Source organism: Prodigiosinella confusarubida (assembly GCF_002847015.1).
Lineage (GTDB): Bacteria > Pseudomonadota > Gammaproteobacteria > Enterobacterales > Enterobacteriaceae > Prodigiosinella > Prodigiosinella aquatilis.
Genome location: NZ_CP025085.1, coordinates 1,538,730 through 1,553,404 on the forward strand (window position 1 = coordinate 1,538,730; position 14,675 = coordinate 1,553,404).

The window sequence follows — 14,675 nt, forward strand, 5'->3', positions numbered from 1 at the left end:
AGATAACTCAGGGAAGCGCATGTAGGACAACGGCTTCCCTGATGGTCATTTCAGACTCAGGCTTTGGGCGGATTGGACGGCGTATACTGGCTGGTATCTGGTTTGACCGGGAGGTTGCAACCTGCCTGATCCAGCCAGTAAGGTTGGATATCCGGCCATACCTTGGGTATTTCGACAGAATGGTCGGCCTTGACGTGCGCCAGATAAATGGTGTGGCTCAGATGGTGGCTTTTGGGATCGATACAGACCTTGCCGGAAGGGCCATCGGTACAGATACCACCACTTTCCAATGCCTTGCGTACAGCAACTTGATTGGTGCTATTGGCTTTTTCCACTGCCAGTTTGTAGAGGTAAACCGCATCATAGGCGTTGGCCGCCTCCTGATTGATATACGGCTCATCAGGGAATTTGGCGTGGAACCGTTTTTTGAAGTCATTACTGGCAGGTGTGTCCACCTCTTCCATATAGTTGGCGGTGATGTACATGTCTTTCAGCGCTGGTGGCTTAAAGCGTTTGTGTTCATAAGCTTGTGCCACGCTAACTGAGCTTGCCATGGGTAGATTCAGTCTGGCGGCAGCTTGCTGCTCATAGTAGGAAGACTGGTTGGTGCCGACCAGAAGTGTCATGACAAAGTCTGGTTTGGCTTTCTGAATATTCTGAATGGTTTGGCTAAACTGAGAAACACTCAGCGGGATAAACTCTTCCCCAACCATGGTGCCACCGTTTTCTGCGACAATTTTTCGCACCCATTCCGCCGAGATCTGACCAAAGTTGTAATCGGCAGCAATGGTATAAACCCGTTTGCCATATTTCTTCATCATCCAGGGAATCAGTGTGGAAAACTGCTGTTCAGGTACCGCGCCGGTGACAAATACATTGGTGTCGCAGACACCGCCCTCATACTGGTTGTTATACCAGTAAAGCTGTTTTGCTTTATCCATAATAGGGCGAATGGCCTCACGGGAAGCACTAGAGAAAGCGCCGAAAATAACATCCACTTTATCGTTTTTAATTAAACGACGAGCCATTTGCTGAAAACGGGTATTATCGGATTGGGTATCATATTTAATTAGTTCAATCGGACGACCAAGAATACCGCCTTTCGCATTGATTTCGTCAACAGCTAATTCCGTAGCGTGGATCTTGGGAATAACGGGTAAGGCAAAATTACCGGATGCGTCTTCTAATAAACCTATTTTAATGGGCTTGTCGGCCGCAACAGCTATGTGTGCAGTGCCTGCTACTAATATGGATGCCAGCGCAAGTGTCAACGTGGCGTAATGACATTGTATTCTGGACATAATTACCCCTGGTGTTGGTATTAAAAAAAAAGCAAAAAAAAAGCCCCGTAAAGTCAGATGACTTTCTCAGGGGCTCTGATGCCTTCACCACAAGCCGACAGCGTTGGCGGTCTTGCGGGGGAGTGGGTATCACTATAAGAAGCGAGTTAATGGATTGTCAACGGTTAACTTGTATTATAAGTATTCTCTATTTCAGTATTAATGATTGCACTTAAATAGCACTGTGATGCACAAAAATATCACAAGATGAAGAGAAGATAGATAAGAAATAAACAACATTTTTACGATAAAAAACAAATGATGAACTTGGCGTAAAACAATATAGAACACAAGCGGAGCGAATTCCGTTAATTATTTGCACCAGAATAAAGCGAGAGTTTATTTTAATCATTCCATTTTATGAAAAGTTATATGAAAAGTCATTTTAGGGCGGCCTGAATATAACTATTCCATTCCTATGAAAGCTATTCATTATATATCTAATAGACGGCAAGATGCAGCGGTAAGCATACCTGAGTAAGTGATTCGGGTGAGTGATACTTCTGCCTGAAGTCAATCTGAACGCTACTTGCAATGGCTCAGAAGCGGCCGAATACCATGGTGAATCATCAGGTTGGCGAACAGAATGAGTGGCGGTATTTATCGTGCTTTACGGATAAACTTGGGGATGACTTATCGAAAATTAGCCCTTTTCTGATGGTGACAAGGCTTGATTTGCCGTATATCTGTGCCATCCGCCGCATCGCGGTGACGTAGGGGTTGTTTTATGATTAAGCCGCTTTTATTCGGTGTCATGATGACTGGAATGCTGTCGTTCGCTGTGCCTACGGTACAGGCCGATAGTCTGAGCATTGCGCTGCCGGGGGTTTATTTCCATATCGGCGATCGTGACCAGCGTGGCTATTATTGGGATGGCAATCGGTGGTGTGCTCCGCATGAGTGGCGGCGTGAACACAGATACCACAGGCCACGACCCGTTTATTACTATGAAGCACCACCACCGAGATATTATGAAGCGCCACCACCGCGGGTTGTTGTAGTACAACCACCTCGGCCAGTGTTTATTGCGCCGCCGCCAGAACCTGGTTGGGGTCATCACTATAGAGGTGATCCTCGTTGGTAAACAGGCACTAGCGAAACCGCGCCATCCTTGGCGCGGATGCCTTACTTTTCTTCCTCATTATCATCGTTTTGACTCCGTTTCATTTCAACACCGATGTAGGTTCTCATGATCGCCTGATTTTCATCTGGTGATGCAACGGCATTATATTTCTCGCTGTAAACACGGTAGTAATTGGCGGTAATCGTAATCAGTGCGACGCGCAAACTTGGCGTCGGCATGTGCTTTATTACATTGTTTTCTCGACGTGTTAATGAGGCCGGTATCTCATGTAATGCTAAATACAGCGTTAATTATCACGGCAAAACACGGAAGGTGGCATAGAATAACCACAACAAACATAAAGAATCACAGTTATCAGTCACAAAGACAAATCTGAACGGGCGGATGATGCGCCCTGACAACCGGTAGAGAGGTGAAAAATGTTAGAACACATTTGCCAACTGGCGCGTGAGGCAGGCGATGCCATTATGCAGGTTTATGAGGGACATCAGCCGGTTGAGGTCGCGCACAAGAAAGATGATTCCCCAGTAACCGCTGCCGACATGGCGGCGCATCGTGTCATCAAACGAGGGTTGGCGGCACAGTACCCCAATATCCCGTTACTGTCTGAAGAAGATCCTCCACTGTGGTCGGAGCGCCAGCACTGGCAGCGTTACTGGTTGGTGGACCCGCTGGACGGTACGAAAGAGTTCCTGAACCGCAACGGTGAATTCACGGTAAATATTGCGTTGATTGAGAATGATCTACCGGTACTGGGCGTGATCTATGTTCCGGTGACTGGTGTGATGTATGCGGCGGCAAACGGCAAAGCCTGGAAAGAAGAGGGGGGACACCGACAACAGATACAGGTGAATGATGCCCGGCCTCCACTGGTGGTGGTAAGCCGCTCACACTCAGATAAAGAGCTACAGGATTACCTTGGTCAGTTGGGTGAGCATGAGACTGTTGCTATTGGGTCATCGTTAAAGTTTTGTCTGGTGGCGGAAGGGAAAGCCCAGCTTTATCCCCGTTTTGGACCTACCTGTATTTGGGATACCGGTGCCGGGCATGCAATCGCGTTAGCGGCGGGAGCACAGATACATGATTGGCAGGGAAAACCGCTATCTTATGCCCCACGGGAATCGTTTATTAATCCCGGATTTCGTGTTTCACTGTTTTGATGACAGGCAGCGTGCCTGTGTCATGATGAGATTCCTCCTGGTGTAATAGAGTATGCAGCAGGCTGACGACCTGCTGTATTTCTTGTCGGTTCAAGGCGCCATCCTTTACAAAACGAACTTTTCCCTGTGCATCCAGCACGACGATAGCCGAGCTTTTAGGCGTCAATTCCCATGCTCGACATGCATCACCATTACTGTCGATAACAAACTGTGACCAGGGATTTGCCTGCTTACTGTCCTTGACGCGCCCACGTACAAACATGCCCGTGCCTATCACGGCATCGTCGACATTGACGATTGTCGTTGTTTGGTAATATTCACGCGGTAGATTAGCCTCCCTGAGCGTGGTGATCAGCGGATTATTCATGTTCCGGGCAGATATACGCCCGGCGACATGCAGGATGACACGGACTTTCCCATTGAGCTGGGCACTACTCCAGTTCTGGTAGCTGAATTTTTCATTCTGATAATTCAGCTCCCCCTTTTCTACCACACCAACGGATGGCACAGGCTGGTTAATGGCAAAGGAGTGTGCGGATGTCAGGAACGGAATAAAAACCAGGGCAACAAACAGACAGGTCATTCTGGTCATTGATATTTCCCTCTTGTATCAAGCTTGTGGCGAGTCGTGTATTACTCATAAGCGTAGATACTGAGTGTTAGTCTGTCCTGAGCGGTTTATCGCTGAGTTTGTGTCAGTTCGCACAATTTACAGCGACTTGAAGGTTTATACTGATTTGTGAAGGATAACGTTAATCTACTCCGTAAAATTATGTAAATTCAGTAAGGAATGCTGAGATGTGAGGAACTATTGAGGGAATCACAGCACTAAATATTGTGTATGTCATTGACACTCCATCAGCTCTGTTACTTTTTTGAAACGGACGGCGTGTCAGAAGAAAAAGCGGGAGGAGAATAAAACATGAGGATCTTCGAACGTTACAACCCGATGAAGGTCGCAAAGTACGTGAAAACGTTGTTTCGCGGACGGTTGTATATTAAAGGAGTCGGTGCTTTTGAGTTTGATTACGGCAAGATTTTATTGCCGAAAAAACAGGATAAACAACACTTGGTGGTGATGTCAGAAGTTAACCGCCAAGTGTTGAAATTGCAGGCCGAAATGGGATGACGGCGCGTGCGTACAAGCAGTGCTGAAAAATAAACGGCCCACATACGGGCCGTTGTGGTTTAAGTCGATAATGGTTTATGACTCGGAGGTATTGGCAGCGGGTGATGCTACTGTTGGTTTGTCTTCCAGTCGGGTGACCAGTAACTGATCAATTTTGTAACTGTCGATATCCACCACTTCAAATTTATAACCGTAAAAGCGTACAAAATCAGTGCGTTTTGGTATTTTACGCAGCGTATACATCATAAACCCCCCGATGGTTTCGTAGTTACCGGAATGCGGGAATTCATCAATATTCAGCGCTCGCATCACGTCGTCGATAGGTGTCCCGCCTTCAATCAGCCACGAGTTTTCATCACGGGCGACAATCTGCTCTTCCAGGCCTTGTCCCACCAGATCGCCCATTAGGGTGGTCATCACATCATTGAGCGTAATAATCCCCACGACCAGTGCATATTCATTGAGGATAACGGCAAAATCTTCTCCGGCAGCTTTAAAACTTTCCAGTGCTTCTGACAGGGTAAGAGTATCTGGCACAATCAGCGCCGGACGAATCTGCACGCCGCTGTTCAGCTCCAGACTTTGATTCCCCAGTACGCGATTCAGTAAATCTTTCGAGTCGACATAACCGACGATCTGGTCAATGTGGGCATTACAAACCAGAAACTTGGAGTGCGGCTGCTGGGCAATCTTCTCTTTAATCTGCTCTTCGTCCTCATGCAGGTCAAAGTACACTACGCTTTCCCGGGATGTCATGGACGAGGGAACGGTACGGGACTCCAGCTCAAACACATTCTCAATCAGTTCATGTTCTTGCTTGCGCAACACACCAGCCAGTGCGCCGGCTTCCACCACCGCATAGATATCATCGGAAGTGATATCGTCCTTGCGCACCATGGGTAATTTCAGCAACCGGAAAATTACGTTAGCCAGACCGTTAAAAAACCAGACCAGTGGCCGGAATATGAACAGGCAAAAGCGCATAGGATTGATAATCTGGACAGCCACTGTCTCCGGGGCAATCATGCCAATACGTTTGGGGGTCAAATCACCGAACAAGATAAACAGACTGGTGACAAGAACAAAAGAGCAGATAAAGCTGACTTTTCCCGCTAACTCCGGAGACATGACGTTTTCAAACAACATATTGAGATAGGGGGAAAAGGCTGCGTCACCAATAATACCGGCCAGAATGGCGACGGCATTAACACCAATTTGAATCACAGTAAAAAAGATACCTGGTGTCTCCTGAAGTTTTAACACCAGGTCAGCATTCAGGTTGCCCTCATCGGCCATCTGCTTCAGTTTGATTTTACGTGAAGCGGCAAGGGATATTTCAGAAAGAGAAAAAAACGCGCTGATGGCAATGAGAAGTATTATTAGTAATAAGCTGTTTAACATAGTTTTTTCGCTTTGTCTCAGCAGACATAGGCGATCCTCGGGAAGGAAAAATCATTATAAGGCAGCGGATGTGGTACCCGCTGGCAAGGGCTGGTTTCCAGCCCTGTATTCCTTGAATCTATCCGGTCAGGAACCTATCACCGTGGGTGGCCCTGACGCGGTGCGCATTATAACAGGTGTGACGAAATAACCGCCATATTTAGCGTTGCGGCGGCAAGCAGACACCAATGCCACCTAATCCGCAGTAACCATCCGGGTTTTTGTACAGATATTGCTGGTGCTCGTCTTCAGCATAGTAGAACGGCCCGGCAGGTTTGATTTCCGTACTGATGGTACGATCATCTCCGCTGTCTTTCATCGCCTGCTGGAAACCGTGTGCGCTTTCCTTGGCGGCCGACTCCTGTTCAGGTGTGACGGGGTAAATAGCGGAACGATACTGAGTGCCAATATCGCCACCCTGACGCATGCCTTGCGCTGGGTCATGATTTTCCCAGAACAACTGTAACAGTTGTTTGTAGCTGATGACCGTTGGGTCAAAAACAACCCGTACTACTTCAGCATGGCCGGTTTTACCGGTACAGATTTCCCGGTAGGTAGGGTTGGGCGTATAGCCGCCACAGTAGCCTGCTGCTGTACTGTATATTCCCGGCTGTTGCCAGAACAAACGTTCCGCCCCCCAGAAACAACCCATGGCAAAGATGGCCACCTGCATATTTTCTGGCACGTATGTCATGGAATGTTGGCTAACCGCATGAAGTCGGGCGACGGGCATTGGCGTTATCCGACCGGAAAGTGCGTCAGATTGACTGATGCATTGGGTTTTATCGAAACTATCGATCACTTTTGGCTCCCGATATTGTAGTAATATCATTGTGTTTTCAGAGCATAACCGAGAAGCATTCGCCTGTCTTTACGGTATTATGGTTAAAAATGGCAGTAATGAATCAGTTAAGAAACCAATATTCACGGGGAAAACCGCTTAAGTAAGCAGTATGACAGTAATTACCCTACGCCATTTTTAGATTTACAAATTTAACTCTATATTTAGAAAGAAAAACCAGTTTATCTGATTGATATTACCAAGGGGTAACGTGGTAATTTTTACAGGAAAAAAGAAGCCATTCTTTCACCACAATATGCAACGCGGCTGTGATTTGAAAATATGTGTATTGTGCATATTGTTGGCGTTGCCTTCAGCCAGGGCAGCGTCCAATGTCCGGTTGCAACTTGTCGGGCTTAAGGGTGAATTACAAAAAAATGTCCGGGCGCGGTTATCGACAATTACACCAGACGAAGTTAGTGCCGACGGCCGTTTCCAGGCCCGTGTTGATGAGGCGATCCGACAAGGGTTGCGGGCATTGGGGTATTACGATCCTGAAATTCTGTTCAAATTCGAACCAGCGGTGAACGGTGGTCGCCCGGTACTCTTGGTTAACATCACGCCGGGAAAACCAGTCAGGATCGCCGGTGTGAATATCATTATTACTGGTCAGGCGCGAAACGATAAAGATTTTCAGCAACTGATTCAGACGAGTAAACCGCCCCTGGGAAGCATTCTGAACCATGGCGATTATGATGGCTTTAAACGCGCACTTAGCGACCTTTCCGTCAATAAGGGCTATTTCGATGCCCGTTTCACTAAAAGCCAATTGGGAGTGATACAAAGCACGCGTCAAGCGTACTGGAATATTGATTACGCTAGTGGTGAGCGTTACCGCTTTGGCAAAGTTCACTTCCAGGGGTCGCAGATCCGTGAAGATTATCTGCAAAATCTGTTGCCGTTCCATGAAGGCGATGAATACACCACACAAGCATTAGGTGAATTTAACCGCCGCTTATCGGCGACAGGCTGGTTCAACGCCGCTGTGGTGTCGCCGGATTTCAGTCAGGCCACACAGAGTAAAAAACTGCCGTTGGATGCGGTGCTGACGCCACGCAGCCGCAACACGGTAGAAGTCGGGGGCGGGTATGCCACGGATGTGGGCCCCCGTCTGAAAACCACCTGGAAAAAGCCATGGATTAATTCGCGTGGACACAGTCTGGAAAGCAGCCTCAGCCTGTCGGCACCGGAACAGATGCTGGATTTCAGCTATAAAATACCGCTGCTCAAGAATCCGCTGGAGCAATATTACTTGTTACAAAGCGGATTTAAACGGGAAGACCTGAATGATACCCGTTCGGATGCCACTACGCTGAATGTGGCGCGTTATTGGAATTATCCCAGTGGTTGGCAGCGGGCGGTCAACCTGCGCTGGAGTCTGGACCACTTTACGCAAGGCAGCATAACCGATACCACCATGCTGATTTATCCTGGTGTCAGCATCAATCGTACGCGCCAACGCGGTGGTCTGATGCCGTTCTGGGGAGATACCCAACGTTACTCGATAGATGTTTCCAATACGACGTGGGGTTCGGATATCGATTTTGCTATTTTCCAGGCGCAGAACGTGTGGATCCGTACGTTGGCGGATAAACATCGCTTTGTGGCCCGCGGCAATCTGGGGTGGATAGAAACCAGTGACTTTTCCCGCGTGCCGCCATCCCTGCGTTTCTTTGCCGGGGGAGACCGCAGTATCCGTGGTTATAAATACAAATCAATCTCGCCCCGTGATGATGACGATAAGCTGACCGGGGCCTCAAAGTTAGCTACTGGATCGATCGAATATCAATACAACGTCACTGGCAAGTGGTGGGGGGCGGTGTTTATCGACAGTGGTGAAGCGGTTAACGATATCAGAAAGAGTAATTTCAAAACCGGTGCCGGGATTGGTGTGCGCTGGGAATCACCAGTGGGACCAATCAAGTTTGATCTGGCCAGACCGATTGGTGATGCTGAAAAACATGGATTGCAGTTTTATATCGGTCTGGGGCCTGAATTATGAGTTGGCTAAAAAAAACCATAATTGGTTTCACCGCGTTTTTGTTGATGCTTATCCTCACTGTCGCCTTGCTGATCGGTACGACCCCGGGCCTGCATCTGGTGTTGAACAGCGCTTCGCGCTGGGTGCCGGGATTGAATATTGGCAGTGCCAGTGGTGGCTGGCGAGATTTAACACTAAAAGATCTGCATTACCATATGCCCGGCGTTTCGGCTAATGTGAGTGCATTACACTTATCGCTGTCGCTATCGCCCGCTTGCCTGTGGCGGGGGCAATTGTGTATCGATGCACTATCCGTCCAGGGTCTGGACGTCGTAGTGAAAACACAACAGATGCCAGTATCTGAGACGCAAGCCGCACCCACGGCGCCGTCAACAGAAATCACCATACCTTTTACTCTCGATCTCCAGCATTTCAGTCTGTCTAACAGCCTGGTCACCGTCGATGACATGACATTGTCATTGGCGGAATTCCGCTCCGGGCTGCATTGGCAGGGTCGAAAGTTAACACTGTTGCCAACATATATTGGATCGTTACTGGTAGCGCTACCCAAAACGCCCTCGACGAATCCTGAAACACCGCCCTCCGTGGTGAACAGTAAGCTGTCATCCCCTGGATTATCTGCGCTGTCAGAGCAACCTTTGGGGGAACGTTTGCAATCGCTGTTTGCCAAACCGCTGTTGTCAAAGATCCCTGACATTACTCTGCCGATGGATGTCACGGTCACTGAAATACAAGGTAAGCAGCTACGGATTACCGGCAGTCAGGACCTGATGATCACCCGGTTTTTTTTACAGGCCAGCAATCAACGACAGAAGTTGACTCTGCACCGGTTGGACCTCCAATCGCCACAAGGCGCGTTGTTTGCTCATGGAGAGGCGACACTCGGTGGACAGTGGCCGCTAGTGATAAATGCCAACGGTGTGCTGAATATCGATCCGTTGAAAGGTGAACGCCTCAAACTGACGGTAAACGGTGCTCTGCATGAGCAATTGAACGTCGCGCTGAATCTGTCCGGGCCACAACGTGCGCAACTGGCATTGCAGACAAAACCGGCTGTAGCGGGACTACCACTGTCACTTAGCCTGCAAAGTCCGCAGGTCCGCTGGCCTATTACCGGAGATGCGCGCTACCAATTGAACGATATCCATTTGAATATTAACGGTAAGGCCACAGACTATGCACTCTCACTGCATAGCGCTCTGCAGGGCAGCGAGTTACCTCCTGGTTCACTGTTACTGGAAGGTAAGGGAAATGTACGACAATTCTCTCTGACCCGCCTGCGTCTGGATGCGTTGCAGGGGAATGTGGAAATGACAGGGCAGATGGACTGGAACAACGCTATCAGTTGGAACAGTGAACTCACGCTGAGCGGTATCAATACCGAGCAGCAATGGCCGCAATGGCCCGCCCGCCTGAACGGTAAACTCGTTACCCAGGGGAGCATTGAAGGACGCGACTGGCAACTGAAGATTCCACAACTACAGTTGGAGGGCAATGTCCGTCAGAATCGGCTGACAGCACAAGGTAAACTGAGCGGCAATGCCGCCGGGCAATGGAGTATCTCTGATCTTGCCCTGACGCTGGGCCGTAATCGGCTGATGGTGAAGGGAACGTTGGGTGAGCAATGGAATATCACGGGTGATATTAATGCACCGGCATTGGACGGCACACTGCCCGGTCTGGCTGGGAGGATCGTGGGCAATCTCAAACTGGATGGCAACCGCGATGCGCCGCATCTGAAAACCGATCTGGCGGTGTCGGAATTACGCTGGCAAAACATGACTATCAAGCAGCTTGATATCGCGGCTGACGTGCAATCCGACAAGCAGATCCACGGGGCGATAACGGTACATTTGCAGCAGCTACACCGGGATAGCCTACGCATGAATACCCTGGCACTGCGGGTGGAGGGCAATGAAACTGAGCACCAGATGCACCTGACCATGAATGGGGAGCCGGTGTCGGGTCAACTGTCGCTGGCCGGCAGTTTTGATCGGGCACAGCAACGCTGGCGCGGTGAAATAACGAGTACTCATTTTGACACCCCGGTTGGCGAGTGGCGGTTGATGCAGGCGATGTCACTGGATTATCAGGTGGCTCAGCAGAAAATGACGATTGGTCATCACTGTTGGCATAACCCTGATGCTGAGCTGTGTGTGCCGCGTCCGATTGAAGTCGGGCCCTCGGGTCAGGCAAGTCTGGTCCTGAAACGGTTTGATTTGGTAATGCTGAAACCACTGATGGGAAATGGCACTGAACTGGGCGGTAATGTCACTGGCAATGCAGATGTCAGCTGGCAGACCGGAGCAGGGTTACCTCAGGCGAAAATTACGCTAACTGGACACGGCGTTACTGTGCAGCAACAAGTGCAGGGGAAAACGCTGCCGATTGCTGTTGAAACCCTGACACTGAATGCGGGGATCACGCATGATCAGGCGCAACTTGCCTGGGAGGTAGCGTTGCGCGGAAATGGGCGTTTTGCGGGTGATGTGCAGATTGCCGATCCGCAAAACCGACGTGACCTGAGTGGAAATGTGTCCATCAGCCATTTCTCATTGGATATGCTGAATCCGGTGTTGCGGGAAGGCGAAAAAGCAGCGGGATTGTTGAATGCCAGTCTGCGGCTGGGTGGTAATGTGCAGCGTCCTGAACTGTTTGGGCAAATGGTGCTGGAGCAGTTGGATATCGATGGTAACTGGATGCCGGTGGATCTGACTAATGGCCGCCTGGCTGTCTATTTCAACGGGGTTAATTCGACGTTACAGGGTTTCCTGAAAACCACCAATGGTCAGGTCAATCTGGCAGGGAATGCCGACTGGTCACAAGTAAATGACTGGCGAGCACATATTGCCGTCAAAGGGGAGCGTGTGCGGATTACCCTGCCGCCGATGGCCCGTCTGGATATTTCTCCCGATATCACCTTTGATGCATCGCCGCGGATACTTGCATTAAATGGTATGGTCACTATTCCCTGGGCAAGGATTGTCGTCCATGATATGCCACCGAGTGCGGTGGATGTGTCCAAAGATGAAGTCATGCTGAATGAGAAACATCAGCCAATTACGAAGGCATCAAGTGGGATACTGATTAACAGCAACCTGATCGTGCGGATCGGGGATGATGTTTGGCTGGATGCCTATGGCCTGCATGCTCAGTTGAAAGGTGATTTGAAAGTAGCGCAGAATGAGCGTGGACTGGGGCTGAACGGCCACATCAATATACCTTCCGGCCGTTTTAAAGCCTATGGGCAGGATTTGCAGATACGTAAAGGGCAACTTCTGTTCTCCGGGCCACCGGCACAGCCGATGCTGGACATTGAGGCTATCCGTAATCCGGACAATACTGAAGATGATGTGACTGTCGGTGTCCGTATCACGGGGTTGGCGACGTCACCTCGGCTGACAATATTTTCCGAGCCGACTCTGTCGCAACAGGAAGCGCTCTCTTACCTTCTGCGTGGTCAGGGATTGGGGAGCAGTGGCACCGACAGTGCAATGATGACATCCGCACTGATTGGTTTAGGGGTTGCACAAAGTGGTCAAGTTGTGGGTAAAATCGGCGAGGCTTTTGGCGTAAGCAATTTAGCCCTGGATACACAGGGCGCTGGCGACAGTTCACAGGTGGTGGTCAGCGGTTATGTCCTGCCGGGCCTGCAGGTCAAATATGGTGTTGGTATATTTGATTCACTGGCAACGTTAACATTACGTTACCGTTTAATGCCGAAACTATACTTGGAGGCGGTGTCTGGTATCAATCAGGCATTAGATGTGCTCTATCAGTTTGAGTTTTAGCGATGCGAATTATTGTCTACGGCAGTTTACGACGCAAACAGGGAAACAGTCATTGGATGACCAATGCGCAATGGTTAGGTGACCATCGGCTTGAAGGGTATGAGCTGTATGACTTAGGTCACTATCCGGCCGCAGTGGCAGGCGAAGGGGAGATTTATTGCGAAGTCTACCGGGTTAGTTCGTCCATTTTATCAGAGTTGGATGAGTTGAAACGGGGAGGGGGAGAGTATAAGCGTGCGTTAATCTCAACACCTTACGGTAGTGCCTGGATTTATCTCTATCAACGTCCTGTTACGGGGTTGCGTAGAATTACCAGTGGTGATTGGTTGAAGCGAGATACAGCGAAATAAAGTGAGAAATAAAAACACCGCGTACTGCACGGTAATACTTGTTCAGTTAAGAAGCCGAATACACGGGACTTAAGTGAATTGTATTACGCATTACGCGGTGTTTTTGACTATTGGCTGAAACGGCTCCCGCTATTTCTGTTGGGATCGGTGCGGCCTTGATTATTTTTTTGCGCGGTTGAAAGAAGCCAGAATCTCTGCTTTGGCAGCGTCAACGTCAGCCCAACCTTCAACTTTCACCCACTTGCCTTTTTCCAGATCTTTATAGTGCTCGAAGAAATGACTAATCTGCGCACGAAGCTGTTCCGGCAGGTCGGTCACGTCTTTAACATGATCGTAGTCTTTGCTGAGTTTGCTGTGGGGAACGGCAACCACTTTGGCATCTTCACCAGACTCATCGGTCATTTTCAGTACACCAACCGGACGGCAACGGATCACTGAACCCGGCTGTAACGGATACGGGGTTGGCACCAACACGTCAACCGGATCGCCATCCAGTGACAACGTGTGGTTGATGTAACCATAGTTACACGGATAGAACATGGCGGTAGACATAAAGCGGTCTACAAACAGCTCACCGGTTTCCTTATCAACTTCATATTTGATGGGATCGGCATTCGCAGGGATTTCAATAACCACGTAAATATCTTCCGGAAGATCTTTACCCGCCGGGACTGTATTCAAACTCATGTCGGTTTCCTTCTCTTCAAACCAGAAATAGAGTGGCGGCCATTATAGCCAACTCGTCAGAAAAGTTCGCGATTTTTAGGGCCTACAATCGGGAGGGAATCGGTGTGAAACGATGGGTGTACCGATAGGACTGGCTGGCCCCCATCATTTCCGTCCACCCGAAGATCATGGAAAACAGCCGCCGATTATTTTTTCTGCGCGGGCTTGTTTTTTCGCCGCTTTTTCCAGATTTTATGTTCCTGACCACGCCACAAGCGTTGGATATTATCGTGATGGCGCATCAGAATCAGGCAAGAAAGCATCGCGACCGGGAAAGTAAGCTGTGGTTTGAACCACCAGACATAGAACGGGGCGATTAACGCACTGACAATAGCACCTAACGAGGAGTAGCCGCTCAGCAGCACGGTCAGTAACCAGGTACCGATCATCAGGCCGGTAAGATCCCAACCGATCGGCGCGATGGCGCCTAACGCCGTGGCGACACCTTTGCCACCGTGAAAGCGAAAAAAGGCCGGATAAATATGCCCAAGGCAGGCGGCAATGGCAGTCAGCCCGAGATAAAGAGGGGGGATGCCCAGCGCATAGGCTCCCCACACGGGCAACATTCCTTTCAGAATATCGAAGATCAAGACAGTGGCAGCGGCGGCTTTTCCTCCGATACGCAGTACGTTGGTAGCACCAGGATTGCCTGATCCATGCTCGCGTGGGTCCGGCAGACCGGCGATCCTGCAGACCAGAATTGCACTGGAGATCGAGCCGCACAAATACGCGAGGATAATCATGCCAAGCGCGATAGCACTCATAATACGGTTCCGTTTAATAAAGGTCGTTTTAATCTCAGCATCAATGGA

At 49.5% G+C, this 14,675-nt stretch carries 12 protein-coding genes and 1 pseudogene; 6 read left to right on the forward strand and 7 right to left on the reverse strand.

The features are described from left to right. Positions 1 to 56: 56 nt before the first annotated feature. The gene (locus tag CWC46_RS07085) at positions 57 to 1,301 is read right to left on the reverse strand and encodes an urea ABC transporter substrate-binding protein (RefSeq protein ID WP_021017569.1); all 1,245 of its coding nucleotides are present in this window, start codon (positions 1,299 to 1,301) and stop codon (positions 57 to 59) included. A gap of 766 nt (positions 1,302 to 2,067) precedes the next feature. Between CWC46_RS07085 and CWC46_RS07090 the strand changes: the two genes are divergently transcribed. Continuing rightward, positions 2,068 to 2,424, forward strand: a complete 357-nt coding sequence (locus tag CWC46_RS07090; RefSeq protein WP_021017568.1) for a DUF2502 domain-containing protein — start codon at positions 2,068 to 2,070, stop codon at positions 2,422 to 2,424. A gap of 41 nt (positions 2,425 to 2,465) precedes the next feature. Here CWC46_RS07090 and CWC46_RS22805 read toward each other — a convergent pair whose 3' ends face one another. After that, positions 2,466 to 2,642, reverse strand: a complete 177-nt coding sequence (locus CWC46_RS22805) for a hypothetical protein (RefSeq protein WP_157831361.1) — start codon at positions 2,640 to 2,642, stop codon at positions 2,466 to 2,468. Between the two features lie 201 nt (positions 2,643 to 2,843). On the opposite strand from CWC46_RS22805, the gene cysQ reads away from it, so the two are divergent. Continuing rightward, positions 2,844 to 3,584 (forward strand): 3'(2'),5'-bisphosphate nucleotidase CysQ, encoded by a 741-nt coding sequence (cysQ, locus tag CWC46_RS07095; RefSeq protein ID WP_021017567.1) that lies wholly within the window; start codon positions 2,844 to 2,846, stop codon positions 3,582 to 3,584. Positions 3,585 to 3,621: 37 nt separating this feature from the next. Here the strand turns inward: cysQ and CWC46_RS07100 are convergent. Next, positions 3,622 to 4,176: pseudogene (locus CWC46_RS07100) on the reverse strand (YtfJ family protein); the annotation flags it as partial. Between the two features lie 330 nt (positions 4,177 to 4,506). On the opposite strand from CWC46_RS07100, the gene CWC46_RS07105 reads away from it, so the two are divergent. Further along, positions 4,507 to 4,713, forward strand: a complete 207-nt coding sequence (locus tag CWC46_RS07105; RefSeq protein WP_021017565.1) for a DUF1107 domain-containing protein — start codon at positions 4,507 to 4,509, stop codon at positions 4,711 to 4,713. A gap of 75 nt (positions 4,714 to 4,788) precedes the next feature. Here CWC46_RS07105 and paeA read toward each other — a convergent pair whose 3' ends face one another. Continuing rightward, positions 4,789 to 6,114, reverse strand: a complete 1,326-nt coding sequence (paeA, locus tag CWC46_RS07110) for a polyamine export protein PaeA (protein WP_021017564.1) — start codon at positions 6,112 to 6,114, stop codon at positions 4,789 to 4,791. Between the two features lie 199 nt (positions 6,115 to 6,313). Further along, positions 6,314 to 6,952, reverse strand: a complete 639-nt coding sequence (gene msrA / locus CWC46_RS07115; RefSeq protein WP_084297678.1) for a peptide-methionine (S)-S-oxide reductase MsrA — start codon at positions 6,950 to 6,952, stop codon at positions 6,314 to 6,316. Between the two features lie 298 nt (positions 6,953 to 7,250). Between msrA and tamA the strand changes: the two genes are divergently transcribed. Genes tamA through CWC46_RS07130 form a run of 3 tightly spaced genes read left to right on the forward strand, consistent with a single transcriptional unit; the run spans position 7,251 to position 13,137 of the window. Continuing rightward, complete coding sequence (tamA, locus tag CWC46_RS07120) at positions 7,251 to 8,996, forward strand: autotransporter assembly complex protein TamA (RefSeq protein ID WP_084297676.1); 1,746 nt, start codon at positions 7,251 to 7,253, stop codon at positions 8,994 to 8,996. Further along, positions 8,993 to 12,787 carry an autotransporter assembly complex protein TamB gene (gene tamB, locus CWC46_RS07125; RefSeq protein ID WP_021017561.1) on the forward strand — a complete coding sequence of 1,265 codons (3,795 nt, stop codon included), beginning with the start codon at positions 8,993 to 8,995 and terminating at the stop codon, positions 12,785 to 12,787. Before tamA ends, tamB begins: the two co-directional genes overlap by 4 nt. 2 nt (positions 12,788 to 12,789) lie before the next feature. Then, positions 12,790 to 13,137 carry a gamma-glutamylcyclotransferase family protein gene (locus CWC46_RS07130; RefSeq protein WP_021017560.1) on the forward strand — a complete coding sequence of 116 codons (348 nt, stop codon included), beginning with the start codon at positions 12,790 to 12,792 and terminating at the stop codon, positions 13,135 to 13,137. 159 nt (positions 13,138 to 13,296) lie between these two features. Here the strand turns inward: CWC46_RS07130 and ppa are convergent, their stop codons facing one another. Further along, positions 13,297 to 13,824, reverse strand: coding sequence for an inorganic diphosphatase (ppa, locus tag CWC46_RS07135; RefSeq protein ID WP_021017559.1), 528 nt, complete (start codon positions 13,822 to 13,824; stop codon positions 13,297 to 13,299). Between the two features lie 185 nt (positions 13,825 to 14,009). Further along, positions 14,010 to 14,627 (reverse strand): glycerol-3-phosphate 1-O-acyltransferase PlsY, encoded by a 618-nt coding sequence (plsY, locus tag CWC46_RS07140; protein WP_021017558.1) that lies wholly within the window; start codon positions 14,625 to 14,627, stop codon positions 14,010 to 14,012. Positions 14,628 to 14,675: the final 48 nt, after the last annotated feature.

Bases quoted from the DNA above. Each gene is read 5' to 3' on its own strand.
- CWC46_RS07085 (WP_021017569.1), bottom strand. From the start codon at position 1,301: ATGTCCAGAATACAATGTCATTACGCCACGTTGACACTTGCGCTGGCA.
- CWC46_RS07090 (WP_021017568.1), top strand. From the start codon at position 2,068: ATGATTAAGCCGCTTTTATTCGGTGTCATGATGACTGGAATGCTGTCG.
- CWC46_RS22805 (WP_157831361.1), bottom strand. From the start codon at position 2,642: ATGCCGACGCCAAGTTTGCGCGTCGCACTGATTACGATTACCGCCAAT.
- cysQ (WP_021017567.1), top strand. From the start codon at position 2,844: ATGTTAGAACACATTTGCCAACTGGCGCGTGAGGCAGGCGATGCCATT.
- CWC46_RS07105 (WP_021017565.1), top strand. From the start codon at position 4,507: ATGAGGATCTTCGAACGTTACAACCCGATGAAGGTCGCAAAGTACGTG.
- paeA (WP_021017564.1), bottom strand. From the start codon at position 6,114: ATGTTAAACAGCTTATTACTAATAATACTTCTCATTGCCATCAGCGCG.
- tamA (WP_084297676.1), top strand. From the start codon at position 7,251: ATGCAACGCGGCTGTGATTTGAAAATATGTGTATTGTGCATATTGTTG.
- tamB (WP_021017561.1), top strand. From the start codon at position 8,993: ATGAGTTGGCTAAAAAAAACCATAATTGGTTTCACCGCGTTTTTGTTG.
- CWC46_RS07130 (WP_021017560.1), top strand. From the start codon at position 12,790: ATGCGAATTATTGTCTACGGCAGTTTACGACGCAAACAGGGAAACAGT.
- ppa (WP_021017559.1), bottom strand. From the start codon at position 13,824: ATGAGTTTGAATACAGTCCCGGCGGGTAAAGATCTTCCGGAAGATATT.
- plsY (WP_021017558.1), bottom strand. From the start codon at position 14,627: ATGAGTGCTATCGCGCTTGGCATGATTATCCTCGCGTATTTGTGCGGC.